Genomic DNA, 23,524 nt, shown 5'->3' with positions numbered 1-23,524 from the left:
GGAAGTGACCCTTGCTATTTCTTCATAACGGTCCCGCATTTCTCGCAGGTAGTATGCGTGGGGTGGGCCCAAAAGCGTTCCATAATCGGAGGCAATTGGTTGACGATATCCGTGATGGTTGCGTATTCCTCGTATAATTTATGCCCGCAGTTTTCACAAAACCACAAAAATCCGTCCTTTTCTCCCGGGTTGCGGTACCTTTCAATGACCAGGCCAACGGTATTGGCTGGTCTGCGCGGGCTATGGGGGGTTCGCGGAGGCAATAAAAACACCTCTCCTTCTTTTATGGGTATGTCTTTCATGACGCCCTCGTCCACCACCTTCAAGGTAATATCTCCCTCCACCTGGTAGAAAAATTCCTCCCCTTCGTTATAATGGTAATCTTTTCGGGCATTGGGACCGCCGACGACCATGACGATAAAATCCTCGTTTTTGAGGTACATCTGCTGATTTCCTACCGGGGGTTTGAGCAGGTGGCGGTTATCGTCAATCCATTTGGTAATATTAATTGGTTGGGAAATGGGCATGGCATCTGTAATTTATGTGAACATTCTCCTCGGAACACCGGATAGCACCGATAGAAGGCAACGGGAATCCCAGCGAGGCTCCGCGATCAACCTTCGCTTTCTCCGATTTTTCGTCCAGCGTCTCGCTGTCAAAATTATAAAAAAAATCCAATTTTACACCCGAAGTACTGCAGCAATTCTTTTTTACAAAGAATCAGCGGGGGAATATTCGAAACCAACACCCAAAAACGCCCTCTCCGATGAAAATAAGGGAAAATTACGTAGTTTTGCCCCGACTATCGACACGCTCGCTGTAAAAATCCATGATGCATCCATGTCTTCCCACCACGTAGTACGCGAACAGCAGGAACCGGCCTTGTTGCTACTTGGTCCGGCGGACTGGAACATTCCGGAACTTCCCCAATTGTTGGAATGGGTTCCGACGATCCTCGTCACCGAAGAAAACGTGCAAGAAGTAAACTCAACGGGCATCAAGGTAGATGTGGTCCTGGCCGATCCCAACTTTGCGAAACAACATCCCAACCTGGCGGAGGAACAGTTCCCCCTGCGTTTTCTTCCGGCCAAAAAAGCGCATTACCTGCCTGTCGCCCTGGATTTTCTGATCCGATCCGGGCATGCTGCGGTCAATATCCTGCCCTTTGACCCGCTGCACTGTTCCCAATTGGAGCCGTATTTTGCCCAACTGGATCTTGTCTTCTTCAACAGTGGCGTGCGGTATTTCCCGGCCAAAGACGGTCGTCTAAAAAAATGGCTGCCTGCCTGCACCATTCAGGTGCTTGGAGAAGAGGGACAGCTTATCGAACACCGTTCACCCGAAGGCAGCGAAATCTTTCCCATTCGGTACCTTACCAGCCTGGAGCTGACAGAGGGTCTGCATGCCTTTTCCAGCAACCGTCCTTTTTGGCTGGGCGCCGCTGCTAGCGACTCAGGATAGTTGCCCCCAGACAATGCGGTCTTTACCCTGTAAATCCTGGTAGATACGAATCGCCGTCATCCCCGCCTCCTCCATCAGGCTGGCTACCTCAGTACCAAACTGTTCGTTGATTTCCACATAAAATAGGCCCCCTGTCTTGAGATGGTTCCGTGCATGACGGACCAGGGCCCGGTAGTACCGCAGCGGATCCTCGTCTGGAACAAACAGGGCCCCATGCGGCTCGTGATCGAGTACGTTGGGATGCATGTGTGCCTTTTCCTGATTCCGAACGTAGGGTGGGTTACTGACCATCAGGTCCAGGGTTCCAAGCGGCAAACGCGGGGCCAACATATCCGCCAACACAAAATCCAGGGATGCATGCAGAAGGGTGGCATTTTTCCGGGCCAGCGCCAGGGCCTCCGGGCTGTTATCCAGCGCGGTCACACTGGCTTCCTTCCATTCCAGCGCCAGGCTGATGCCGATGCAGCCCGACCCGGTACCGAGGTCCAGAACCTTCATTTTTCCGGACGCACTTTTTACAATCAGGTGCACCAGCTCCTCCGTTTCCCGCCGGGGAATCAGCACCTCCGGACCCACCAGAAATTCCCTCCCATAAAAAGGCGCCTTTCCGAGAATGTATTGAATGGGGACACCCTGCATTAGCCGATTGAGCGCCGCTTCCATGGCCGGGGGAATGGTTTCTACCGATCTGTCGGAAAGCAGATCGGTGGCCCTTGTGCCGAGATAGGCCTCCATCAGCCAGCTTGCCAGACTGCCCGCCTCCTCTGGAAGATAGGTTGTGGATAATTCTCCACTATAGCGCTTATGTATCGCTTTAAGCTTAATGGCCATAACTGGATGATTACGTTTCGTTCTGTTTTTTATTGATCAGCCCGTAAAAATACACCGAACCCAGGAAATAACAGCCAACATCCCATGGATCGCGAACATAGGTGGCTGACCAGGCCGGTAGCAATACTTCAAATAACAGACTGATGTACAAAAACCCCACCAGCACCTGCTTGATTGAAAAAACCAGGCGCTCCTTTCTGGGATGAATCCAGCGGTACAGCTGCAATGTCAAACCCAAAATTACCGGCATGGCCAACAAATCATCCAGGTAACTGTGCACCAGAGGAAAATAAATCCCTTGCACCCGTTCCAGGTATTGGTTGATCCAGAACGTTAGGGCCGGAAGTAAAAACCAGGGATTGCTGTAAACAGGCATTATCCCGGTAAGGCGGCGATTAGCCAGGCAATAAAGGTGATGATGGCAATGTAGATGGTGTAGAAAAAATTGCCGGCGGTTTTTAATCGCTTTAACAGGGTACTGTCGCTTTCCTTTATGTAAAAAACCCATTGCTCTTCGTTGGCCTTTTCCTGGGCGGCTCTCTTTTCCTGGTATTCCAGGTCGGTGCCTCCCAATGGTTTGCCACAGTGGGTACAGGTATCGGTATAATTCTGGTTCCAGTCGGACCATTTACCGCAATGAGGACATTTCTTTTCTCCCATAGGCTCAAATCTACCAAAATTAGGCCAATTTCTAAAAGTCCCGCCAGGCTCTGTGCGGTGGGCCGCCCATTTTCCCTGGTAAATTTACGTATATTTGCCAGCACATACCAAAGATGATTTATGAAGCTTTTTCCGAATACGGTCAACGGAGTAGTCCGGGCGCTAGAAGATATTTTTGACAATAACCACTATGCCGACAAAGTGATCGAACGTGTTTTAAAATCAAACCCCAAGTGGGGCGCCAGAGATCGGGCATTTATCGCCGAAAGCGTTTACGAAATCGTCCGTTGGAAGCGGTTGATTGAACACCTGAGTCCGGGAAAGGATTACTACCAGTGGTTTGGCACCTACTGGGTACAGCAAGGCAGGGCATTGCCGGACTGGAAGGAATTCAAGGGAATCGACGCACAAGCCATCGCCCGAAAAAAAGAAAAAATCAGCAGTCGGGCCCTGTTGCAATCCATACCGGATTGGCTGGATGAAATGGGCCAGCAGCAACTGGGAGACAACTGGGCGGATGAACTTACCGCTCTCAACCAGGTTGCGGAAGTCGTACTGCGGGTAAACACACTAAAAACCGGCCGATCCAAGCTACGGGAGCAATTGGAGGCGCTGGATATCGGCAGCCAACCCGCCAAGGGTTACCCGGATGCCCTGATCCTCCAGCAACGAAAAAACGTGTTCCGCACCCCCCTTTTCAAAGAAGGCCTCTTTGAGGTACAGGATGCTTCGTCCCAGCTGGTGGCCCGGGCCCTGGATGCCGAACCAGGCATGCGGGTAATTGACGCCTGTGCAGGAGCCGGAGGAAAATCCCTGCACCTGGCAGCACTTATGGAAAACAAGGGCCGCATCTTATCGATGGACACCGAAGCATGGAAGCTTAAAAACACCAAACTTCGGGCGCGCCGAGCCGGGGTTTCCATCATCGAAACCCGACTCATCGAAGGTAGCAAAACCATCAAGCGTCTTCAGGAAAGTGCCGACCGTCTCTTACTGGATGTTCCTTGTTCGGGATTGGGGGTACTTCGGCGCAACCCGGACACCAAATGGAAGGTGAGCCCGGAATCCATTGCCAGCGTTCGGGAAGTACAGCGCAACATCCTGGCCCAATACCCCTCCATGTTGAAGCCCGGGGGATTGTTGGTATATGCCACCTGTAGCATCTTGCCGGCAGAAAACAACGAGCAGGTGCAGGCATTTTTACAAAGCCCTGCCGGAGTTGCCTTTGAGCTGTTGGAAGAGAATCAGGTACTGGCACAGGAAAGTGGTTTTGATGGCTTTTACATCGCCAAACTGAGGAAAAGGGAATGAGGTGTGTTTTTCGTTACTTCCTGGTACTGGCAGTAGGATTGGCAGGCTGCGAATCGGATGAAGCGCCACCTGTTGCCATCGAACGAATTCTGGTCATCGGCAACAGCATCACCTATCACCCACCCGAACCGGCCATTGGCTGGAATGCCGACTGGGGAATGGCGGCCAGCTCGCCGGAAAGGGACTATTTTTCCAGGCTGAAGGACAGCCTCCAGCTCCATATGCCTGATTTGGAAATGATTCGTGAAAACGTATTCCCCTTTGAACGATCGTTTGCCAGCCTGGACCAGTCCCAGTACCAGGAGCTTAGGGAGTTTGATGCGGACCTATTGGTCATCCGTCTGGGCGAAAACGTATCTCCATCCGCGTTGCGGGAATGGAATTTTTCGGAAGCCTTGCAAGATTTTTCCGCCTACCTGGTCCCCTCAGAAGCCAGGGTGATCCTCACCACTACCTTCTGGCCCAACCCGGAGGTAAACCAACACTTGCGGCATGCCGCTTCCCAACAAGGCTGGGAAGTAGTCGAACTTTCGGACCTCGGCCAAGAGGCGCGCTACATGGCCTTGGGAGACTTTTCCACCGAAAGTGTGGGAAGGCACCCCAATGACCTGGGAATGGCCGTCATCTCCCAGCGGCTGACCCGGCAAATACTGAATCCGTAAGCCGGAGGCAACAATCCAAAGAAAATTCCACGAACGGGCCCGATCCGGGACCATTCGTATATATTTTTTCTTTCAAGTATTGATTTGCATGGAAAAAACAGCGTATCTTTGACGGGCAAATAGGGTTACTAACCATTTGCCATGAATCCACATACAGATAAATTCCTCTTCGAAGCACTCACCTATGACGACGTGCTTCTTGTACCCGGATATTCCGAGGTACTCCCACGCGACACCAAAACCTCCACACAACTTACCAGAAATATCCGACTGGAGATTCCGCTGGTCTCAGCAGCTATGGACACCGTCACCGAAGCGGAGTTAGCCATTGCCATTGCACTCGAAGGTGGACTGGGTTTTATTCATAAAAACATGTCAATTGACATGCAAGCGGCACAGGTTCGCAAGGTCAAACGCTCGCAAAGCGGGATGATTCTGGACCCCATCACCTTGAATATTGATGCGCTGGTTCGGGATGCGGAGGCGATCATGAGCGAGTACAACATTGGAGGCATACCGGTAGTCGATGAGGATCGCTACCTGAAGGGGATCATCACCAACCGGGACCTGCGCTTTATCAAAGACCTGAATCGACCGGTACGGGAAATCATGACCAAAGACCATCTCTTTACTGCAAAAGCCGGTATAAGCCTGGAACAGGCAGAAGAGATTCTTCAGGAATACAAAATTGAAAAATTGCCCATCGTAGACGAAGACTACAAGTTAACCGGGCTGATCACCTACAAGGATATTCTTAAACGGAAGGACAAGCCATTTGCCTGTAAGGACGAATTCGGCAGGTTGCGCGTAGGCGCAGCGGTGGGTGTGACACCGGACATCGTGGACCGGGTGGAAGCCCTGAAAGCTGCCGGCGTGGACGTGGTGTCCATTGATACCGCACACGGGCACTCCAAAGGTGTGATCGAAACCTGCAAACGGATCAAAGCTACCTTCCCGGATTTGGAGGTGATCGTTGGAAACATTGCGACTGCCGAGGCAGCTATCGCCCTGGCAGATGCCGGAGCAGATGCCGTCAAGGTGGGCGTAGGTCCCGGTAGTATCTGCACCACGCGGGTAATCGCCGGCGTAGGCATGCCCCAATTGTCCGCAGTCATGGAGTGTGCCAAGGTGTTGAAAGAAAGAGGCGTACCGGTAATCGCCGACGGGGGTATCCGCTATTCCGGAGACGTGGTAAAAGCCCTGGCGGCAGGAGGCAGTTCGGTAATGATCGGTTCCATTCTGGCCGGTACCGAAGAGGCTCCGGGAGAAATCATCATCTTCGAAGGTAGAAAATTCAAATCCTACCGGGGAATGGGTTCCCTGGATGCCATGGAATCGGGGTCGAAGGACCGGTATTTTCAGGATGCCGAGGACAATGTCAAGAAGCTTGTTCCGGAAGGAATCGTCGGAAGGGTTGCGTTCAAGGGGCTGGTCTCCGAAGTGCTGTATCAGCTGGTAGGAGGACTGCGCGCCGGCATGGGCTATTGCGGAACCGCCACCATCGAAGACCTGATGAACAAGGGCAAGTTTGTCAAAATTACCGCCGCTGGTGTCAGGGAATCCCATCCCCACGACGTCAGCATCACCCGAGAGGCGCCCAACTATAGCGCAAAAATGTAAGCGAAAAGCCGTTAAGGCGAACAATCGGCTGTCTCATCGGGAGAGACAGCCGATTTTTTTGGTGTTCGGTTGATTTTATGTATCAGAAACTCCTGCAACGGGGAAAAATCCCAGCCACTGCGCCCTTGTGCGCCATCAACACATGCTGCACCGGTAATCTCCTGTTTTCCATGGCAAGTCGGCGGTATTCTTCAAGCTTTCCGTCGTGGATTCGACGTTTTCAGCCTACCCCTGGCTGGTGTTGGGATTCGAATAAACCAAAAGAACCCAGATAAACCGGGTTCTTTTGCATGCTAGTGTAGGTATGCCAGCTCGCTAATCCATTCCCAGAAATTCCACATCGAATACCAGTACGGAGTTTGCCGGTACCCTGGGCACATTTTCATTGTCTTCGTAGCCGTAGGGAGAAGGAATGATGATGCTTCCCTTCGCGCCGCTTCGCAGGCGTTTGAAGCCCAGACTAAAGCCTTGGATCGCTCCCCCCTGAGAGGGAGGCAGATCGACGAAAAACGAAAAGATTCTATAATTCCGCTCTTCATCATAAATGCCGTTTTCCTGAGCCACATCTTCCCTATTTGAGTCAAACACACTACCGTCCAGCAAGTAGCCGGTATAGTTTGCATACACCACATTGCCGGATTCCGGTCGGGAACCGTTTCCTTCCTCGGTTACGATCACCACTACTCCGGAGGGATCATGTATCCGATACAGACTATCGTACGGTGCGGTTTCCAGGTAGTCTGCGATGATTTCACGATCAATCGCGAGATTTCCCTCCCGGTCGTAGACCGGACCACCAAAGCGGTTCAACTGATCTTCACAGGAAAAACCCAGCAAAACAACAAAAAATAAACTAACTAACTTAAATACGTTTCTCATGGAAGGATGCTTTCTGATAATTAGGGCTGATAGGGTCGTACTTCGACCAATTCAAGATCAAACACCAACACCGAGTTAGCGGGAATCGGGCCATTGGCCTGACTACCATAGGCATAGGCCGACGGGATCAAGGCGATTGCTTTTTCCCCTTCCTTCATTTGGGAAAGTGACCAATGCCAGCCGTTGATAACATTCGATATCCCCAGAATGAGCTGGAAGGGCTCGTAGGTTCGATTGGCATTGAATACCCCATTGTCCTGAGCTACCTGCTCAACGGAGGTATCGAATACCGTACCGTCCAGCAACTTCCCCGTGTAATTGACAAAGAGCGAATCCCGTACCTGTGGTAATTCATCAGACTCCACCTCTTCGGTAAATAAAAGCACAATACCGGTTTCTTCGATCGTCTCCCTACGGGAATACTCGGTATCTACTGTTTGAATGTATTCTTCGATTTTCTGAAGATCCTGTTCAAATTGTACATCCAGGTTTTCCTCGTCGGAGATACAGGAACCCAGGGCGGCCAGTAGTGCCAAAACGAATGGGAATTTTCTCATGGTAGTAATTTTGGTTAAGTGGCTTCGCTTTGTGGAGCGGCTGCCTTATTGCTTTTCAACGTCTGTTACTTCTACGTCGAAAACCAGGATGGAGTTGGGTACAATGACCGCTCCACGCTGACTGGGACCGTATGCCAACGGTGAAGGGATCAATAGTTTGGCTTTGGAACCCTTCTTCAGTAGCTGCAATCCTTCGTCCCATCCCGGAATCACCATTCCTTCGCCTACGTTAAAGGTAAAGGGTTCGTAAGGGCGGTTTTCATCGTAGGTGTTGGCCTCTTTTGCTTTGCTCTCCACGCTGGTGTCAAATACGGTTCCGTCCAGTACGTAGCCGGTATAGTTTACAGAGATTTTATCTCCCTGCTCTACCTGCGCTCCGGAACCCTCTTCTTCTATGACGTAAAAGAGACCCGATTCCGTCCTGTTTGCCTCTAAATTATTTTCTTCAATGTAGGATTCGATGGTCTTTACGTCCTCTTCAAGCATTACTCCCGCCTCTTCGGCTTGCTTTTTTTGTTGCGCTGCCACCAGGTCGTTGAAGTAGTCTTCAAAAACGGCCTCTTCGAGTACGTTGATGACGCCAATATGAATGGTCACCGTTTCGTCATTTTCCAAAAACGGGGGAACGCCTTCCGGGGTAAAGATTTTCTCCGCGGTAGAGGTTACAACAATACTGTCACCGTTATTGAGATTCAGGAAAATTTCGTCAATTCCGGTCCTTGCCTCGGCAGAGTCCAGGTGCTGCAAATAAGGAGGTACCGGCTGATCGTAGCTGGATATAAACAGCGAATCGCTGCCGGTTTTGGCGGTAAAATGGTACACGACAAATTCCCCATCTTTGGTCACTTTGTCTCCTTGCTTCACGTAGGTATACTCAATACCGTCGGAAGTCGTTTCGGTCTTTTTACACGAATACATCAGGGTACTCGCGGCCAGCATAAGGGCACCTAAAACTAGATTATTGATTTTTCTCATCGACTAATGCTAATTGATTGAATAAAATATGTTTGTTTTCGCTTACTAATTTTTCAAAACGCTGTATGGTTTCCTCCAGGGGAAGTTTGGAAATGCCCCCCGAGGCATTTTTATGCCCCCCGCCTTCAAAATAGGTGGCGGCAAACTTATTTACAGCCACCTCTTCGGAGGAGCGAAAGGAAATCTTCACGCCATCTTTTCGCTCGGTAAAGAGGGCGGCGATCTTGATTCCATCGAGGGAAAGGGCATAATTGACCAGCCCCTCTGTATCACCGGTTTGCGACTGGTACTTCCTCAGGTCCTTTTTACTGATTCCGAAATAGGCGGTGTTTAAATCCGGCAAAATGGTCAGCCTTCTGGTAAGGGCAAAACCAAGAAATTTGAGTCGATTGACCGAATAGGTGTCGTAGATCAACCGGGAAATTTTCGAATTATCGGCTCCCAGATCAATCAATTCAGCCGTGACCAGGTGCACGTTTTTCGTGGTATTGGGATGCCTGAAGCCACCAGTATCGGTCATGATGCCCGAGTAAAGGCACTCCGCAATGTCTTTATCGATCAATTCCCTGTCACCTACCTTCACGATCAGGTCGTACAGGAGTTCGCAGGTAGCAGCCGCTTTGGTACTGCTAAAACAAAAATCTGCAAAATCGTCGGGATCTTGGTGATGGTCGATGTTTACCATGTATGCATCCGCCTCCCGCACGGATTTTTCCATCCCTTGCAAGCGGCCGAGGTTTGAAAAATCAAGACAAAAGATAATATCCGCTTCCCGTATCAGTTCCCGGGCCCGTTCCACCTGCTGTGCGTCTTCATAATTTACCACGTGTTCGTTTCCTTTCATCCAGTGAAGAAAAGAAGGGTAGTCCGAAGGCGTGACCACCGTTACCTGGTGGTTTTTCTTTTGCAAATAAAGCGCAAGCGCCAGGGAGGATCCCAGGGCATCTGCGTCAGGTTTATGATGGGTGGTGATGATAATTCTTTTGGACGAAGCGGATGAAATCTGTTCTTTAAATAGATCTAATTTCTGCATGTGTAATAGTTGACTGCCGTGTTTTTCAAAAACACGGACGACAAAGTTCCGCATAATTTTCTGAAATTCCCAATGGCATTTTCCATGGGCTCAGGCTGTTTCTGCGGAAATGGAACCTTTCCTTCGGTCTTTTCAGGAAAAGGCGTAATTTTACGCCCAAATCAATCAATAGCAATTCATTTATGGCTACCAACAGAACCTTTACCATGATCAAGCCGGATGCCTTCGGCGCAGGAAATACCGGTGCAATTTTAGAAATGATCGAATCCGCAGGTTTTCGAATCATCGCCCTAAGAGCCACCCGCCTTAGCCCTGAACTTGCCGGCCAATTTTACGAAGTACACAAAGAAAGACCCTTCTATGCCGATTTATGCCAATACATGTCCTCCGGACCTATCGTGGCCGCCATCCTGGAGAAAAGCAATGCCGTAGCTGATTTCAGAAGCTTAATCGGAGCCACCAATCCGGAAAATGCTGCCGAAGGCACCATCCGGAAGCGCTTCGCCACCTCCCTGGAAGCCAATGCAATCCACGGATCGGATTCCGACGAGAATGCCCTCATTGAAAGCAATTTTTTCTTTAGCGCTTTCGACCAAATAGGGTAAACCAAGCTCCCTTCCTTTTGCAGAACTAGCGAAAGGAAGGGAGAAATTTTAGGATTTTTTAACATTTACAGCCGGACCAACCGGTTTTTTTTACGCTGTTTTCGTTTTTTCCTATCTTGCATGCAGGCATTAACCCTGCAGTCTCCATGAACTTAAAATCATTTCTTGCTTTCCTTCTGGCATTGCTCCCGCTATCCCTTCTCTACGGGCAGCAGCCCTTACCGCGTTTGCAGGTAGCTGCCAACCAGCGCTTTTTGATAACCGAAAACGGGAATCCTTTTTTTTGGATGGCGGATACTGCCTGGGAACTCTTTCACCGCTGCGACCGGGAAGAAGCGGCGTATTACCTGAAAAAAAGAGCCGATCAGGGCTTTAACGTGGTTCAGGCCGTGGTATTGGCGGAAATTGACGGACTCGCCGATCCCAACCCCTATGGCGACCTACCGCTGGTAAACCTGGACCCCAGCCAGCCCAACCCCGCCTACTTTGCCCACGTGGATGCTGTTTTGGAGATGGCCGCGGAGTTTGGGATGTACGTTGCCCTGCTACCCACCTGGGGAGATAAGGTGTTTACCAATTCCTGGGGCAAAGGGCCCGAGGTATTCACCGTCGAAAACGCCCGCTCTTTTGGGGCCTGGCTGGGAAACCGATACAAGAATGAATCCCACCTGATTTGGGTGCTGGGTGGAGACCGTAACCCTAGGAAAGGCAGTACGGATGAAGCCATCTGGAGGGCCATGGCACAGGGGCTAACCGAAGGCATGGGTTCTGAGAGCCGCGCACTGATGAGCTTTCACCCGCAGCCGGCAGCCCCGGGCGGGTCCAGCAATTGGTTTCATCAGGACGAGTGGCTGGACTTCAACATGCACCAAACCGGGCATTGTGCGAATCAACCCACCTACCAAAAAATCCGCCACGACTATCGCTTGCAGCCGGCCAAACCCACCCTGGATGCCGAACCGCTCTACGAAGACCATCCCAATTGCTTTAATGCCAAAGAGCTGGGGTACAGCGTCCCGGAAGACATTCGCCGCATCATGTACTGGAACGTATTTGCCGGGGCCTTTGGGCAGAGCTACGGCTGCCATGCCGTCTGGCAAATGTATACCCCGGAACGAGAAGGCATCAACGGCCCCTTGCGCCCCTGGAAAGAAGCACTGGACTTACCTATGGCCAATCAGGTCAAATACCTGAAAAACCTCATGCTCAGTCGGCCGTTTTTGAGCCGCATCCCGGCACAGGAGATGATCGTGGATCCACAAGAGGACGACGAACACCATGTCGTTGCTACCCGAGACCGTGAGGGAAGCTTTGCCATGGTCTACTTTCCAACCGGCAAAGTCATTGGCGTCGATACCCGCTCCTTGCGATCAAAAACCCTGAAAGCTACCTGGTACGATCCCAGGACTGGACACCAAATCGCCGGCGGCCATATCAGCAGCGGTCCCGATTGTCGGATTCATCCTCCGGTTAGCGGGCGAGACTGGGTATTGATTTTAGATACTACACCCCCGTTTTAAGTACCCGTTGTCTTATTACTTTTTACGAAAAAACACCTGCCGTATCCATCGGGGAAGGAACACCGCCCCCAGTAGCAGGTAAGGATAATAGGAGAACATCCTCCACAGAATGCTGGTGACAAAGGTGTATCCAGTCAGGAATTCGTTGAAAAACTGGGCAAAGAAAAATTCCGCCGTGCCGCTACTGCCGGGAGTAGGACTGATCATCATCACAATCCACATGATAATCTGCCGGGCAAATACCACCACGTGCTCAAACAAGGAGAGGCTCTCATAGGCCGAAATCAACGCGTTGAGCATGAAATACCGGGAGGACCAAATAAAGATCGTCGTCCCAACAATTACCAACCAATACGTTAGATTTTTCCCCTTGAATTCTTTACTGGCCTCGATGATTTGGTCCCCGTAGCCATTGGCTTGATACTTCCACTTTTTAAGCCATCTGATCGAAAATAATTTCAACAAAATCCACTTAAACACCCGGGGCCGGTAAAACAACGCCAGGGCCATTAGCAGGGAGTACAAGGTATACAGCGTGTAGCTTACCCAAAACAGGTATTCCAGGCTGTTTCCAAGACGCATTTCCAGTATGCGGCTTTCCGGAAAAATATAGCCTTGCGCCAAATAGAGAATTATTGGAGCGCCCAAGACAAAAAACAAATTGTCCATGATGGCTGTCAGCATGGTAAAAGCCAGCGCCTTGCCCAGGGGAATTCCCTCTTTGTGCAAGATAAACACCGCAACTGCGGTTCCGCCTACGATGGAGGGGGTAACAGCAGAGGCAAATTCCCAAAGGATAATCACATAAATGGCCCTTCCCCAGGTCAGGTGCTTATCGGTAATTTCCCGAATCCTGAACACGTAACCGGCATCCCGCATCACGATAAACACCAACGCCAACAATAAGGACCAAATGGAGGCATCAAAGACTCCCCGCAATGTTTGGGCATTAACGGTTGGGTCCATGTAAAACATAAAGAACACGATCCCGATCCCGATCAATACAGGAACCCAAACCTTATTCGGATTTAAGGTTTTAAAAATTTCCCTATTGTCTAATTTCATAAGTTTTCTACAGGTATCGCATCCAGTTTTTCAACCCAAAAATTATTAAATCCCTCCCCTATTTTGATGGTGACCAATGCGAGTTGAAGTAGCTCCAAGATGGCCAAAAAGGTATAAATCACGAAGATTTTATCCGGCTTGAACTGGATAAACTCCGAAAACGGTATGCGCGGCTTTTCGTTTAGTCGGTCCAGTACCAGGGTTTTTTGCTGTTCGATGGTATAGGGATACTGAATGACCGTATGCTTGGTTTCATCACTCCGATGCGCGTATTTGGTCAGTACCTTTTGGTAAACGGTTAGCAGCCGGTACAGATCCAGGTCTTGTAGCTCAGCATCTACCTGATCCGAGGGCGTCAATTGTTTTAATTCAGCGAGTACATTACCTCTGGCAAATTTACTCATCCGCTGACCTTCCATCTCCGCAAGTTCTCCAATCACCGATTTGTACTTCTTGTATTCCAGCAAATGCCGGATCAATTCTTCCCGGGGATCGATTTCCTCTCCTTCGGCATTCAACTCGGGCCGGGGAAGGAGCATTTTTGACTTGATCTTCATTAGCGTGGCGGCAAACAGAATGAATTCGCTTGCCACCTCAATCTCCATTTTCTCCAACTGGTGAATGTAGTCGAGAAAATCACGGGTAATTTTAGAAATGGGAATGTCGTAAATGTCCAGCTCGTCTCTTTCGATGAAAAAGAGCATCAGGTCAAATGGCCCCTCGAATAAAGGTAATTTGATTTCAAAACTCACTGGATACGATTATTTTTTGTTATTTTTGTATTTCTTATTGTGATCAAAGATATCATATATCTTTTTAAATCAATAGGCATCTGAATAATTTCCCTCAAGCCTGTGAGGTTTGAATAAATGGTGGTACTTGTAAACATTCTACAGCCGCCGGGGTTATAAATTTTTGAAAAGAAAATTGGCATATGCAAGTAGAACCTGGAAAATTACTCAGGGAAATCCACAGTCCGGACGACCTCAAAAACTTCAGCAAAGACCAATTGGTTCAAATCTGTGATGAATTGAGGCAATTTATCATCGATCATGTCTCCGTTTTTGGGGGGCATTTTGGTGCCGGTCTGGGCGTGGTAGAATTGACAGTCGCCTTGCATTATGTGTTACATACACCAGACGATCAGTTGATCTGGGACGTGGGGCATCAGGCCTACGGACATAAAATCCTTACCGGTAGAAGAGAATCGTTTCATACCAATCGTCTCTACAAAGGCCTATCCGGTTTTCCGAAACGAAAAGAAAGCCCCTACGATGCCTTTGGTGTGGGGCATTCCAGTACCTCGATCTCAGCCGCTTTGGGAATGGCCATGGCCTCCAAATACAAAGGAGCCGACAAGCGTCAGCACGTGGCCGTGATCGGAGACGGGGCCATGACGGGTGGGATGGCCTTCGAAGCCATGAATCACGCGGGTGTATCCGACACGAACCTGCTGATCGTCCTGAATGACAACTGTATGTCCATCGACCCCAACGTGGGGGCATTGAAGGACTACTTAACCGATATCACCACCTCCCACACCTACAATAAAGTCCGGGACGAAGTCTGGAGCCTGCTGGGCAAGATCAGCAAGTTTGGCTTCAGCGCGCAAGAGGTGGTCTCCAAGGTAGAAGGCGCCATTAAATCGACACTACTCAAACAAAGTAATTTATTTGAATCCCTGAACCTCCGGTATTTCGGACCGGTGGACGGACACGATGTCAATCACCTGGTAGAGATCCTAAATGATCTGAAAGACATACCGGGACCAAAAATTCTGCATTGCATTACCGTGAAAGGGAAGGGTTTTGCGCCCGCGGAAAAAGACCAGACCAAATGGCATGCCCCCGGAAAATTTGATAAAATCACCGGAGAAATTGCCAAAAAAATACCCACCAGTCCCCAAGCCCCAAAATACCAGGATGTATTTGGACACACGCTGGTAGAACTCGCCGGGGAAAATGAAAAAATTGTAGGCGTCACTCCCGCCATGCCTTCCGGTTCTTCCATGAACCTGATGATGAAGGCCTATCCGGAAAGGTCTTTTGATGTCGGCATCGCCGAACAGCATGCCGTAACCTTTTCGGCCGGGTTGGCGACACAAGGGCTAACGCCGTTCTGCAATATATACAGCACCTTCATGCAACGGGCTTACGATCAGGTGATCCACGACGTTTGCCTGCAGGATTTGCCGGTGGTATTTTGCCTGGACCGCGCCGGTTTTGCCGGAGCCGATGGGCCCACGCACCACGGTGCCTACGATTTGGCTTTTTTCAGGTGTTTGCCCAACCTGGTGGTGAGTGCGCCCATGAACGAAGAGGAGCTCCGAAACCTTATGTTTTCGGCCTCCGAGCACAACGGCCCCTATTCCATCAGATATCCGAGGGGGCAGGGCGTAATGCCCGACTGGAAGCAACCGCTCCGGAAAATTCCTACCGGTCAAGGTAGAATCGTGAAGGAAGGAAAAGACCTGGCCCTTTTGAGCATTGGCCACATAGGCAATTACGCCGTTGAGGCAGCAGCAAAACTCCAGGCCAAAGGCATCGATATGGCACATTACGACATGCGATTTGTCAAGCCTTTGGACGAGACCCTGCTTCATGAGGTTTTTAGTAAATTCGACAAGGTGATTACCATCGAAGACGGCTGTTTGATGGGAGGATTTGGCAGCGCCGTTCTGGAATGGATGGTGGACCACGGCTACCAGGCCAGAGTAAAAAGACTAGGAATACCTGATGATGTCATTGAACACGGAGAACAAATTGAGTTGCATCGCGAGTGTGGGTTTGACCCCGATGGCATTATTGCCGCTGCAAAGGAAATGCTCGGAACGACCGTTTCGGAAAATTTGAAATACTAGAACATTGATTATCTGTCCCGGAAATCGGATGTTACATTGAAAAGAAGCTATTAATTGTCAGCCTATTTCTGTCCCATAGGCCATAATGATACTATCATGGTACTAATTAGTTTTTTTCAAGGCTATTAACCTGAGTTCGATTCTAAATAAGGTTTGCTCCGACATATAATTACTATTTTTATAAAACGACAGGCTATATAATTCGTAAAGTTTTCTAGTCGAAGTCAGGTTGTTAAAAATCGGAGACAACTTGCTAAAAACCTGAACTTACAACTCCCCAAATACCTCCTCCAGATCCAGGACAAAACCTGAAAGAACCTGAGACTCGACTTCGTCTCCCAGCGTAAATAAACGGGAAGGTCGGTATTTTCCAGCTTCCAGGGTATAGATCAGCAAGGTACGTTCGTCGGGATGAATGACCCAATATTCCTTTACACCAGTGGCTTCGTACACCTCATATTTCAATTGCAACTCTTTCTTATTATTTCCAGGCGACAGAATCTCCACAATCAGGTCCGGAGCACCTACGCAGCCCAGCTCATCCAGCTTATCCGGATCGCATACCACACACAGGTCCGGCTGTACCACGGTATCGATGTCTGCATGCTTTCTGGAAGAAACCGGAAGGCGCACATCAAAGGGGGCGGTATACACCCTACAGCTTCCTCCTTTTAAAAATCCGTGAATTCTCGTAACCAAGGCTACCGTAAGTCCCTGGTGGATTCTACGAGGAGCTGCGGCCGCTTGCCGGAATACTTTTCCCCGGATCAACTCCACCATGTCCTCCAGCTGCCAGGTAAGATAATCCGCATAGGAATAGCGCCCATAGGCGGAAAACGGTTCTTTGACTTTATCTTGCGGCTTTTCCATATATTTTGCAAACCAAAAATGATTGTTAAAGGTACTAAGATTTGGGCAAAGGTGCCAGGGTTAATCATCCAGATAAGGTACTCGAAGGCACACAATTCCTCCTATCTTCATTGTATTTTTTAACCACATAGTCACATAGTTCACATAGAGGGCTTCCCTCAGAATGAGGACCCCACAGCAAATTCCAGGCTTTGCCGCAATAAACTATGTGCCCTATGTGTGCTATGTGGTAAAACCCTTGCATGCTGGAGATTCATGAAAATTGGATGTCCATTAAATAGGATCACTGGTTTTTTGGCATTAATTTTTTATTTTGGCTACTGGTAATTCAATACCTAATGTAAACCAGATAACCTGTTAAGCCCATGCTACCACACTCCAATTCCAGAAGAGATTTTCTCAAAAAGTCCGCGCTCCTCACCGCAGGGATAGGACTCTCCCTTCAGCAAAGCAGCATCGCAGCAACCAGGGTAAAAAACCAATTACCCCGCTGGCGGGGGTTTAATTTGCTGGATTTTTTTAACCCGGATCCGGATAAGGGACGCAAAAGTAAAGACGATTATTTCAAATGGATGGCGGATTGGGGATTTGACTTTGTACGCATTCCCATATCCTACCCCAGTTACCTGGATTTTGACCGCAGCAAACCCATTACTCCAGAAGAAGTGATGCAATTTGATGAACGCAGGCTGCAGGAAATTGACTCCCTGATCGACAAGTGCCACGAGCAGAAGTTACACGTCAGCCTGAACCTACACCGTGCACCGGGCTTCTGCATCAATGCGGGTTTTCAGGAACCCTATAACCTCTGGGAAGACGCCGAAGCACTGGATGCTTTCTGCGCCCACTGGGAAATGTGGTCCAGGCGTTATAAAAATATTTCCTCCAAAAAATTGAGTTTCGATCTGGTCAATGAGCCCTTTAAACGGGATAATCCCAATGATCAGCACTCTCCCGGAGGGCCGGTACCGGTAGAAGAATACCGGAAAGTGGCTCAGGCAGCCCTGGATACCATCAAATCCGTCAAAAAAACCCGACTCGTCATTGCCGATGGAAATGGGGGCGGCGGCATAGCGGTACCCGAACTGGCAGACCTGGACCTGCACCAGAGTTGCCGCGGTTATTTTCCCATGCACATTTCACATCACAAGGCGTCCTGGGTATATAAGGATCCCGATAGCCTGAAAGAGCCGGTTTGGCCCGGCATGCACAATGAAAAATACTACAGCCGGGAGGATTTGGAAAAACATTACGCCCCCTGGATATCGTTGCTGGAACAAGGGGTAGGTGTCCATTGTGGGGAATTGGGCTGCTATAATAAAACGCCCCACGAGGTGTTTTTATCCTGGTTTGAGGATATATTGGATATTCAGCATGCACACGGCATTGGCTTTGGCCTTTGGGAGTTTTCGGGTACTTTTGGGGTGTTAAACTCCGGCAGAGAAGATGTGGCGTACGAAGATTGGCACGGAGAAAAACTGGACCGCAAACTCTTAAACCTCTTGATGAAATATGCCTGACATCGCCTACTGGAAATCCGGTAAAGGAAAGCCGCTGGTATTGCTCCCAGGATTTGGCGAAACCAAAGAAATGTGGGCTGATTTTGCCAGGCCGCTGTCTGACCGCTATGAAGTCTGGTGTCCGGACCTACCCGGCTTTGGAGAAAGTAAGGCAGCGGAAGCCGGTTTTTCCCTCCGGACCGTAGCCCAAATCCTGGGGCAATGGTTACAGCAGCAGGGCATCCCAAACGCTTGCCTACTAGGCCATTCGCTAGGAGGCTACCTGGTTTTGGAAATGGCTGCATTGCCAAACCTATCTTTATCGGCCATTGGCTTGTTTCATTCCACGGCCTTTGCCGATACCCCTACGAAAAAAGAAAGTCGAGACCAGACGGTTGCATTTCTGGAAAAGCACGGGGTAGGCCCTTTTATTCGTTCCTTTGTGCCTCCCTTGTTTGCGGCAGAAAACCGAGAAGCCTGCCGGCAAGCCATCGAAAACCTGGTTGCCAGGGGGCTGCTCCATCCGAAAGAGAGCCTTATTGGCTACACCCGGGCCATGCGAGACCGAAACGAACACCTGGATACCTTAAGGAAATTTTCCGGTCCGAAACTAATGATCTGCGGAGACAAAGACCCGGCGGTACCCCTGGATGCCAGCCTGAAACACCAGCAGGCGATTACGGATTTCAATATCCTGGAAAATTGCGGCCACATGGGCATGTTTGAAAAACAAGCCGAAACCCAGGACATCCTCCTGCGTTTTCTGAATGCGCTTTCCCTCAATAGGTAGCCCTACCCCCAGATAGATCGTAGATAAAACCCGTGGTAAAACTGGCCTCCGCTGAGCAAATCCAACAGGCAATCGAAGCAGCCTCTTCTACGGTTCCCAGACGCTGCATGGGAATTTTTGAGGCCATGTATTCCAATTGAGCCGGGGCGGTATCGGCATTCATCGGTGTCCGAATCACAGCAGGTGCCAATCCGTTTATGGTGATTCCCGTAGTGGCGTATTCCTTACCCAGGCCTTTCACCAACCCGATAACCCCAGCCTTGGTAGCCGAGTAGCCGACCATGTTCGGGTTTCCTTCTTTTCCGGCAATGGAAGCAATCAGAAGAATCCGACCCGTTCCGGAGGGTTCCATCCATTTCAGCGCATACTTACTCGTCAAGAAAGCGCCCCGCAAGTTTACCCGGTAGATTTCATCGAAGGCTTCGGTCGGGTAATTGGTAATTTTTGTCTGCGTGGGACCAACAATCCCGGCAGAATTCACCAAAATGTCGACCCGTCCATAGATGTCCATGGTTTCCTGAAAGGCCTTTTCTACCTCTTCCTCCTCGGAAATATTGACGACGCTGGTTGTAACCGTGATGCCTTTTGCCTGCCATTCGGCTTCCAGGGTCTTTAGTTGCGCTTCTTTGAGATCCCATAGGGCCAGGTTGGCCCCTTCGGCAGCCATGCGCTGCGCAATGGCCTTGCCAATGCCATCCGCCGCACCGGTAATCACGGCTACCTGATCGGCGTATCGTTTTTTACTGTCCATCCACGTTATTTTACGGTTATCGTGAGGCTAAAATAAGAAAGTACTGCCAAATGTTCGGAACCTAGGCATTTTTTTTATCGATTTTTCATATATCCCGATTATTGAGCTATAGATCTGATTTTTACCGCATTTCCTACACGTTTTTGTTTAGGTAAACTCCTGTTTATTCGGTAATAAAGCAGAATTAAAAGGTGAAAAAACTTGATAAGTGGAAATTTTTATTTTTATTTAAGAACGTATCAATCAATCAATTCACCCCAGGTGTGTCCATGAAAAACCAATCCAAACAGGCATCCAGGCAGGCCACCGTTAGTGAGTGGGTAGCAGCCCACGGCGACTATCTATTCAGTTGGGCCTATCATAAAACCGGTAACCGGGAAGTAGCGGAAGACCTGGTGCAAGAGGTATTTCTAGCCGCTGTAAAAAACTTTGAGGGGTTTCAGGAAAAAAGCAGTCCCAAAACCTGGCTTCTCAAAATCCTAAATCATAAAATCATCGATCACTACCGGAAGGCTGCCAAAAAAACCATACACCTCGACGACCAGGCCTTGCAATTTACCGACAGCTTTTTCAACGCCAATGGCAACTGGAAAGCCAATGGACTGGAGGAAGCCTGGTCCAATGAAACCCATTTATTGGATGACCCGGCGTTTAACGACGTGATGAATGTATGCATGGAGGACCTGCCTCCCAGGTGGCGGCTCGCCGTCATCTCCAAGTATATTTTTGACAAAGAAACCCTGGAAATCTGTCAGGAATTGGAAATCAGTAAGACTAATTATTGGCAGGTGTTACACAGGGCCAAACTCCTCCTGAAAAAATGCCTGGAGGTCAACTGGTTTGGCGCAAATTGATCACAAGACTATGAGTCTAGAAAAAATCATGACTTTCATGCTTCTTTCCTGCAAAGAAGCGACCGCATTGATTGAAAAAAAGGCGGTTTTCCCGCTTACATTCAAAGAAAAATGCCGGCTCTACGTGCATGTAAAGATGTGCGTGGTCTGCAACCTGTACCGACACCAAAGCCAGACCATTGAAAAGGCCCTTTCTAAATGGATCAACTTCGAAGGATCTCCTGAAGAACGTTTGCCCGCAGAAAAAAAAGCACAAATTTTAGAAAAAATAAAAGAAGATTAATTTTTTTGTCAGGAAACCCCTTCCATCCCGACTACTCTGTCAGTAAAATCAGGTAACAAATTTTTATCCTGGCTGATGGAAGTTTTACAGGCATGCGGGCATACCACCTGTCAGGTAACTCCCCTTCAGTTTTAGGATGAGCAGATGAAGCGATCCACCATGAAACTGAGTACCTACCAGCAAAAACTAAATCAGGAAAGCCCCTACGATTTTTCAGGGTTGAGAGCCGTATTCCTCAACTGTACCTTGAAACGCGCTCCCGAGCGCTCCCATACTGAGGGTCTTATAGCAATGAGCCAATCCATTATGGATGCAAACGGAGTTGCCACGGAGCTTATCCGCCCGGTGGACCATCGGATCGCCTTTGGCGTCTATCCCGACATGACCACCAAAGGCTGGGAAGAAGACGACTGGCCTCCCATACAGGAAAAAATCATGGAAGCAGATATCCTCGTGCTGGGTACGCCCATTTGGCTGGGTGAAAAATCATCCATTGCCACGCTGGCAATCGAACGCCTGTATGGATTCTCTGGAGAACTAAATGAGGAGGGGCAATACGCCTATTACGGCAAGGTAGGCGGATGTTTGGTAACGGGAAACGAGGATGGGGTGAAACACTGCGCCATGTCGGTATTGTACGCCCTGCAACACTTGGGATATTCCATTCCGCCACAAGCCGATGCCGGCTGGATCGGTGAGGCAGGTCCCGGGCCCTCCTACCTCGATACCGGATCCGGCGGTCCTGAAAACGACTTTACCAACCGCAATACCACGTTTATGACCTGGAACCTCATGCACCAGGCACGGCTACTCAAAAGCACCGGCATCCCTGCATACGGAAATCAACGAACCGCCTGGGACGATCGAAAAAACACCGATCATCCCAACCCTGAATACAGATAAACCAAACCAGTAAAACCATGAAAAAATTAGTCGCTATCCTATTGTCCCTGCTTGCTATCGTCTTGATCGTAATGGGTATTGGGAATTTTATGATTCCACCCGCATTGACAGGAATAGGCTTTCTAGCTCTAGCATTTGTTTTCTTTAAAGAAGGGCAGCACAAGAATTTTGATAAATAACCCATGCACATCTTTCGACTTCTATTGATACTATGTTCAGTTCTTACCGGCTATCCTGCGCTACGCGCGCAGGGAACTATCAATTCCATCGAAGCGGCAACAGGGTTGCCACTGGGCGCCACCGTTGAGAATTTCGCCGCCTATGATCAGGATGGAAACGCGTTTGACCTGTTCGAGGCACTGGTCGATGGTCCGGTGGTGCTGTTTTTCTACCGGGGCAATTGGTGCCCGGTTTGCAACCGCCATTTGAGCGAACTGGAGGCCGAACTGGAGTTGATTTACCAGGAAGGCGCCCGGGTAATCGCCGTGTCACCGGAAAAGCCCGAGCTAATGGAGAAAACCATCAAAAAGACCGGGGCCAGTTTTACCCTGCTGCACGACGAAGGAAATCAAATTGCCGAAAAGTTTGCTGTGGCGTATTTGCCAGAAAAGCCGGTGAAGACAAAAACCGGACTCTTCCAGGGAAATAAAACGATCGCCGATGAAACCGCACGTTTGCCCATCCCAGCCACTTACATCATCGAAGCTCCCGGAAAAATAACCTGGAGGCACGTGGATCCAAATTATAAAAACCGTGCCTCGGCCAGGGATATCGCCGAAGCACTTCAACTACGCTAACCAATAATCAACAATCAACCATGAAAAATCTATTGAAATTCTACTTGTTCCTCACTGCGTTCTTCCTCGCAGTCACATGCGTGCAGGCTCAAACGACTTCCCTGCCCAAAAAAGAATCCAACATTGACCTGGCCTTGGGCATGGGCGAAAATAGCAGCTTCTCCTACGCACTGTCCTGGAACACCAGCTACGGGATGTTTTCCACCAATAAATTTCGGCTGGGATACGGCCTGCGGTTTTCCGGATTTACGGGAAGTGACCTGAACTACATCACGGCCCCCGCGGACCTTACCGGCGACGATGCCACGATCGATACCCTGCTGGTGAACAGTCCCCACACCATGGGCTTGAGTGCCCTGGTAAATTTGCAGTACCAGTTCAGTTCCAAATTCAAACTGGGATTCAACATAGATGTAATCGGATTGGGATTTGGGTCCAGCAGTGATGCCACCTTTATTTCCTCCGAAAATACCGGCCAGTATCCCCAAACGCTGGAATCCTCCCCGTCCTCCTTTAACTTACTCTTGGTCGGCGACAACGATCTTGGGCAGCTCAAGTCGGAATTTTACATTGCCTATGCGCTCTCCGAAAAAACCTGGCTCAGGGGAGGGATGGACATGACCTTTTCGGAATACACCACCGCTCAGGAGCTCACCAATGCAAACGATCGCTTTCGAGCAAAACCGGTAATGGTGTTCCTGGCTATCTCCTACAATCCATTCACAAAATAAACCGAAA

Annotated in this window: 27 protein-coding genes; 15 read left to right on the top strand and 12 right to left on the bottom strand. The window is 49.5% G+C overall.

What is annotated here, in order from left to right:
- Window positions 1-14 precede the first annotated feature (14 nt).
- Window positions 15-527 (bottom strand): 3-hydroxyanthranilate 3,4-dioxygenase, encoded by a 513-nt coding sequence (locus BMW71_RS07100; RefSeq protein WP_092171424.1) that lies wholly within the window; start codon window positions 525-527, stop codon window positions 15-17.
- Between BMW71_RS07100 and BMW71_RS07095 the strand changes: the two genes are divergently transcribed.
- Complete coding sequence (locus tag BMW71_RS07095) at window positions 526-1,461, top strand: hypothetical protein (RefSeq protein ID WP_092171421.1); 936 nt, start codon at window positions 526-528, stop codon at window positions 1,459-1,461. The genes BMW71_RS07100 and BMW71_RS07095 overlap by 2 nt on opposite strands.
- Here BMW71_RS07095 and prmC read toward each other — a convergent pair.
- The 3 genes from prmC to BMW71_RS07080 are packed head-to-tail and all read right to left on the bottom strand — an operon-like array spanning window position 1,453 to window position 2,952.
- On the bottom strand, window positions 1,453-2,292 hold the full coding sequence (gene prmC, locus BMW71_RS07090) for a peptide chain release factor N(5)-glutamine methyltransferase (RefSeq protein ID WP_092171418.1): 840 nt from the start codon (window positions 2,290-2,292) through the stop codon (window positions 1,453-1,455). The genes BMW71_RS07095 and prmC overlap by 9 nt on opposite strands.
- A 10-nt stretch (window positions 2,293-2,302) precedes the next feature.
- On the bottom strand, window positions 2,303-2,668 hold the full coding sequence (locus BMW71_RS07085; protein ID WP_092171415.1) for a magnesium citrate secondary transporter: 366 nt from the start codon (window positions 2,666-2,668) through the stop codon (window positions 2,303-2,305).
- On the bottom strand, window positions 2,668-2,952 hold the full coding sequence (locus BMW71_RS07080) for a hypothetical protein (RefSeq protein WP_092171412.1): 285 nt from the start codon (window positions 2,950-2,952) through the stop codon (window positions 2,668-2,670). Before BMW71_RS07080 ends, BMW71_RS07085 begins: the two co-directional genes overlap by 1 nt.
- A gap of 120 nt (window positions 2,953-3,072) precedes the next feature.
- Here BMW71_RS07080 and BMW71_RS07075 point away from each other — a divergent pair, with 120 nt between their 5' ends.
- From BMW71_RS07075 to guaB, 3 genes are all read left to right on the top strand, one after another.
- On the top strand, window positions 3,073-4,263 hold the full coding sequence (locus tag BMW71_RS07075) for an RsmB/NOP family class I SAM-dependent RNA methyltransferase (RefSeq protein WP_092171410.1): 1,191 nt from the start codon (window positions 3,073-3,075) through the stop codon (window positions 4,261-4,263).
- Window positions 4,260-4,925, top strand: coding sequence for an SGNH/GDSL hydrolase family protein (locus BMW71_RS07070; protein ID WP_092171407.1), 666 nt, complete (start codon window positions 4,260-4,262; stop codon window positions 4,923-4,925). The genes BMW71_RS07075 and BMW71_RS07070 overlap by 4 nt, the downstream gene beginning before the upstream one ends.
- A gap of 141 nt (window positions 4,926-5,066) precedes the next feature.
- Complete coding sequence (guaB, locus tag BMW71_RS07065) at window positions 5,067-6,545, top strand: IMP dehydrogenase (RefSeq protein WP_092171404.1); 1,479 nt, start codon at window positions 5,067-5,069, stop codon at window positions 6,543-6,545.
- Between the two features lie 315 nt (window positions 6,546-6,860).
- Here guaB and BMW71_RS07060 read toward each other — a convergent pair whose 3' ends face one another.
- Genes BMW71_RS07060 through BMW71_RS07045 form a run of 4 tightly spaced genes read right to left on the bottom strand, consistent with a single transcriptional unit; the run spans window position 6,861 to window position 9,989 of the window.
- A complete protein-coding gene (locus BMW71_RS07060) occupies window positions 6,861-7,424 on the bottom strand; it encodes an FKBP-type peptidyl-prolyl cis-trans isomerase (RefSeq protein ID WP_092171401.1) in 564 nt (187 codons plus the stop codon).
- 20 nt (window positions 7,425-7,444) lie between these two features.
- Window positions 7,445-7,981 (bottom strand): FKBP-type peptidyl-prolyl cis-trans isomerase, encoded by a 537-nt coding sequence (locus BMW71_RS07055; protein ID WP_244891107.1) that lies wholly within the window; start codon window positions 7,979-7,981, stop codon window positions 7,445-7,447.
- 45 nt (window positions 7,982-8,026) lie between these two features.
- Complete coding sequence (locus BMW71_RS07050; protein WP_092171399.1) at window positions 8,027-8,956, bottom strand: FKBP-type peptidyl-prolyl cis-trans isomerase; 930 nt, start codon at window positions 8,954-8,956, stop codon at window positions 8,027-8,029.
- Window positions 8,940-9,989, bottom strand: a complete 1,050-nt coding sequence (locus BMW71_RS07045) for a DHH family phosphoesterase (RefSeq protein WP_092171396.1) — start codon at window positions 9,987-9,989, stop codon at window positions 8,940-8,942. The genes BMW71_RS07050 and BMW71_RS07045 overlap by 17 nt, the downstream gene beginning before the upstream one ends.
- Window positions 9,990-10,171: 182 nt before the next feature.
- On the opposite strand from BMW71_RS07045, the gene BMW71_RS07040 reads away from it, so the two are divergent.
- Complete coding sequence (locus BMW71_RS07040) at window positions 10,172-10,594, top strand: nucleoside-diphosphate kinase (protein ID WP_092171394.1); 423 nt, start codon at window positions 10,172-10,174, stop codon at window positions 10,592-10,594.
- A gap of 146 nt (window positions 10,595-10,740) precedes the next feature.
- A complete protein-coding gene (locus BMW71_RS07035; protein WP_092171391.1) occupies window positions 10,741-12,114 on the top strand; it encodes a glycoside hydrolase family 140 protein in 1,374 nt (457 codons plus the stop codon).
- A gap of 15 nt (window positions 12,115-12,129) precedes the next feature.
- Here BMW71_RS07035 and BMW71_RS07030 read toward each other — a convergent pair whose 3' ends face one another.
- Window positions 12,130-13,179, bottom strand: coding sequence for a lysylphosphatidylglycerol synthase transmembrane domain-containing protein (locus BMW71_RS07030; protein WP_092171389.1), 1,050 nt, complete (start codon window positions 13,177-13,179; stop codon window positions 12,130-12,132).
- Window positions 13,176-13,931 carry a segregation and condensation protein A gene (locus BMW71_RS07025; protein WP_092171386.1) on the bottom strand — a complete coding sequence of 252 codons (756 nt, stop codon included), beginning with the start codon at window positions 13,929-13,931 and terminating at the stop codon, window positions 13,176-13,178. The genes BMW71_RS07030 and BMW71_RS07025 overlap by 4 nt, the downstream gene beginning before the upstream one ends.
- A gap of 182 nt (window positions 13,932-14,113) precedes the next feature.
- On the opposite strand from BMW71_RS07025, the gene dxs reads away from it, so the two are divergent.
- A complete protein-coding gene (gene dxs / locus BMW71_RS07015) occupies window positions 14,114-16,039 on the top strand; it encodes a 1-deoxy-D-xylulose-5-phosphate synthase (protein WP_092171381.1) in 1,926 nt (641 codons plus the stop codon).
- Window positions 16,040-16,306: 267 nt separating this feature from the next.
- On the opposite strand, the gene BMW71_RS07010 is transcribed toward dxs, so the two are convergent.
- Entirely contained in the window at window positions 16,307-16,909 is a 603-nt protein-coding gene (locus BMW71_RS07010) for a Uma2 family endonuclease (RefSeq protein ID WP_092171378.1), read from the bottom strand.
- 365 nt (window positions 16,910-17,274) lie between these two features.
- Here BMW71_RS07010 and BMW71_RS07005 point away from each other — a divergent pair, with 365 nt between their 5' ends.
- Window positions 17,275-18,429 (top strand): cellulase family glycosylhydrolase, encoded by a 1,155-nt coding sequence (locus BMW71_RS07005; protein ID WP_092171376.1) that lies wholly within the window; start codon window positions 17,275-17,277, stop codon window positions 18,427-18,429.
- Complete coding sequence (locus BMW71_RS07000) at window positions 18,422-19,198, top strand: alpha/beta fold hydrolase (RefSeq protein ID WP_092171373.1); 777 nt, start codon at window positions 18,422-18,424, stop codon at window positions 19,196-19,198. Before BMW71_RS07005 ends, BMW71_RS07000 begins: the two co-directional genes overlap by 8 nt.
- On the opposite strand, the gene BMW71_RS06995 is transcribed toward BMW71_RS07000, so the two are convergent.
- The gene (locus BMW71_RS06995; protein ID WP_092171370.1) at window positions 19,188-19,949 is read right to left on the bottom strand and encodes an SDR family NAD(P)-dependent oxidoreductase; all 762 of its coding nucleotides are present in this window, start codon (window positions 19,947-19,949) and stop codon (window positions 19,188-19,190) included. The genes BMW71_RS07000 and BMW71_RS06995 overlap by 11 nt on opposite strands.
- 191 nt (window positions 19,950-20,140) lie before the next feature.
- Here BMW71_RS06995 and BMW71_RS06990 point away from each other — a divergent pair, with 191 nt between their 5' ends.
- The 6 genes from BMW71_RS06990 (at window position 20,141) to BMW71_RS06970 (ending at window position 23,517) form a co-directional block, all read left to right on the top strand.
- The gene (locus BMW71_RS06990) at window positions 20,141-20,803 is read left to right on the top strand and encodes a sigma-70 family RNA polymerase sigma factor (RefSeq protein ID WP_244891106.1); all 663 of its coding nucleotides are present in this window, start codon (window positions 20,141-20,143) and stop codon (window positions 20,801-20,803) included.
- A gap of 10 nt (window positions 20,804-20,813) precedes the next feature.
- On the top strand, window positions 20,814-21,086 hold the full coding sequence (locus BMW71_RS06985; RefSeq protein ID WP_092171367.1) for a hypothetical protein: 273 nt from the start codon (window positions 20,814-20,816) through the stop codon (window positions 21,084-21,086).
- Window positions 21,087-21,230: 144 nt separating this feature from the next.
- A complete protein-coding gene (locus BMW71_RS06980) occupies window positions 21,231-21,989 on the top strand; it encodes a flavodoxin family protein (protein ID WP_244891105.1) in 759 nt (252 codons plus the stop codon).
- A gap of 17 nt (window positions 21,990-22,006) precedes the next feature.
- The gene (locus BMW71_RS23670; protein WP_174238236.1) at window positions 22,007-22,168 is read left to right on the top strand and encodes a hypothetical protein; all 162 of its coding nucleotides are present in this window, start codon (window positions 22,007-22,009) and stop codon (window positions 22,166-22,168) included.
- A 3-nt stretch (window positions 22,169-22,171) separates the two neighbouring features.
- Window positions 22,172-22,786 carry a peroxiredoxin-like family protein gene (locus BMW71_RS06975; protein ID WP_092171364.1) on the top strand — a complete coding sequence of 205 codons (615 nt, stop codon included), beginning with the start codon at window positions 22,172-22,174 and terminating at the stop codon, window positions 22,784-22,786.
- 20 nt (window positions 22,787-22,806) lie between these two features.
- Window positions 22,807-23,517: a hypothetical protein gene (locus tag BMW71_RS06970; RefSeq protein ID WP_143057572.1), complete on the top strand. Its 711-nt coding sequence runs from the start codon at window positions 22,807-22,809 to the stop codon at window positions 23,515-23,517.
- Window positions 23,518-23,524: the final 7 nt, after the last annotated feature.

It is taken from the genome of Cyclobacterium xiamenense (genome assembly GCF_900109255.1).
GTDB lineage: Bacteria > Bacteroidota > Bacteroidia > Cytophagales > Cyclobacteriaceae > Cyclobacterium > Cyclobacterium xiamenense.
This window is presented reverse-complemented; position numbering and strand designations above follow the sequence as displayed.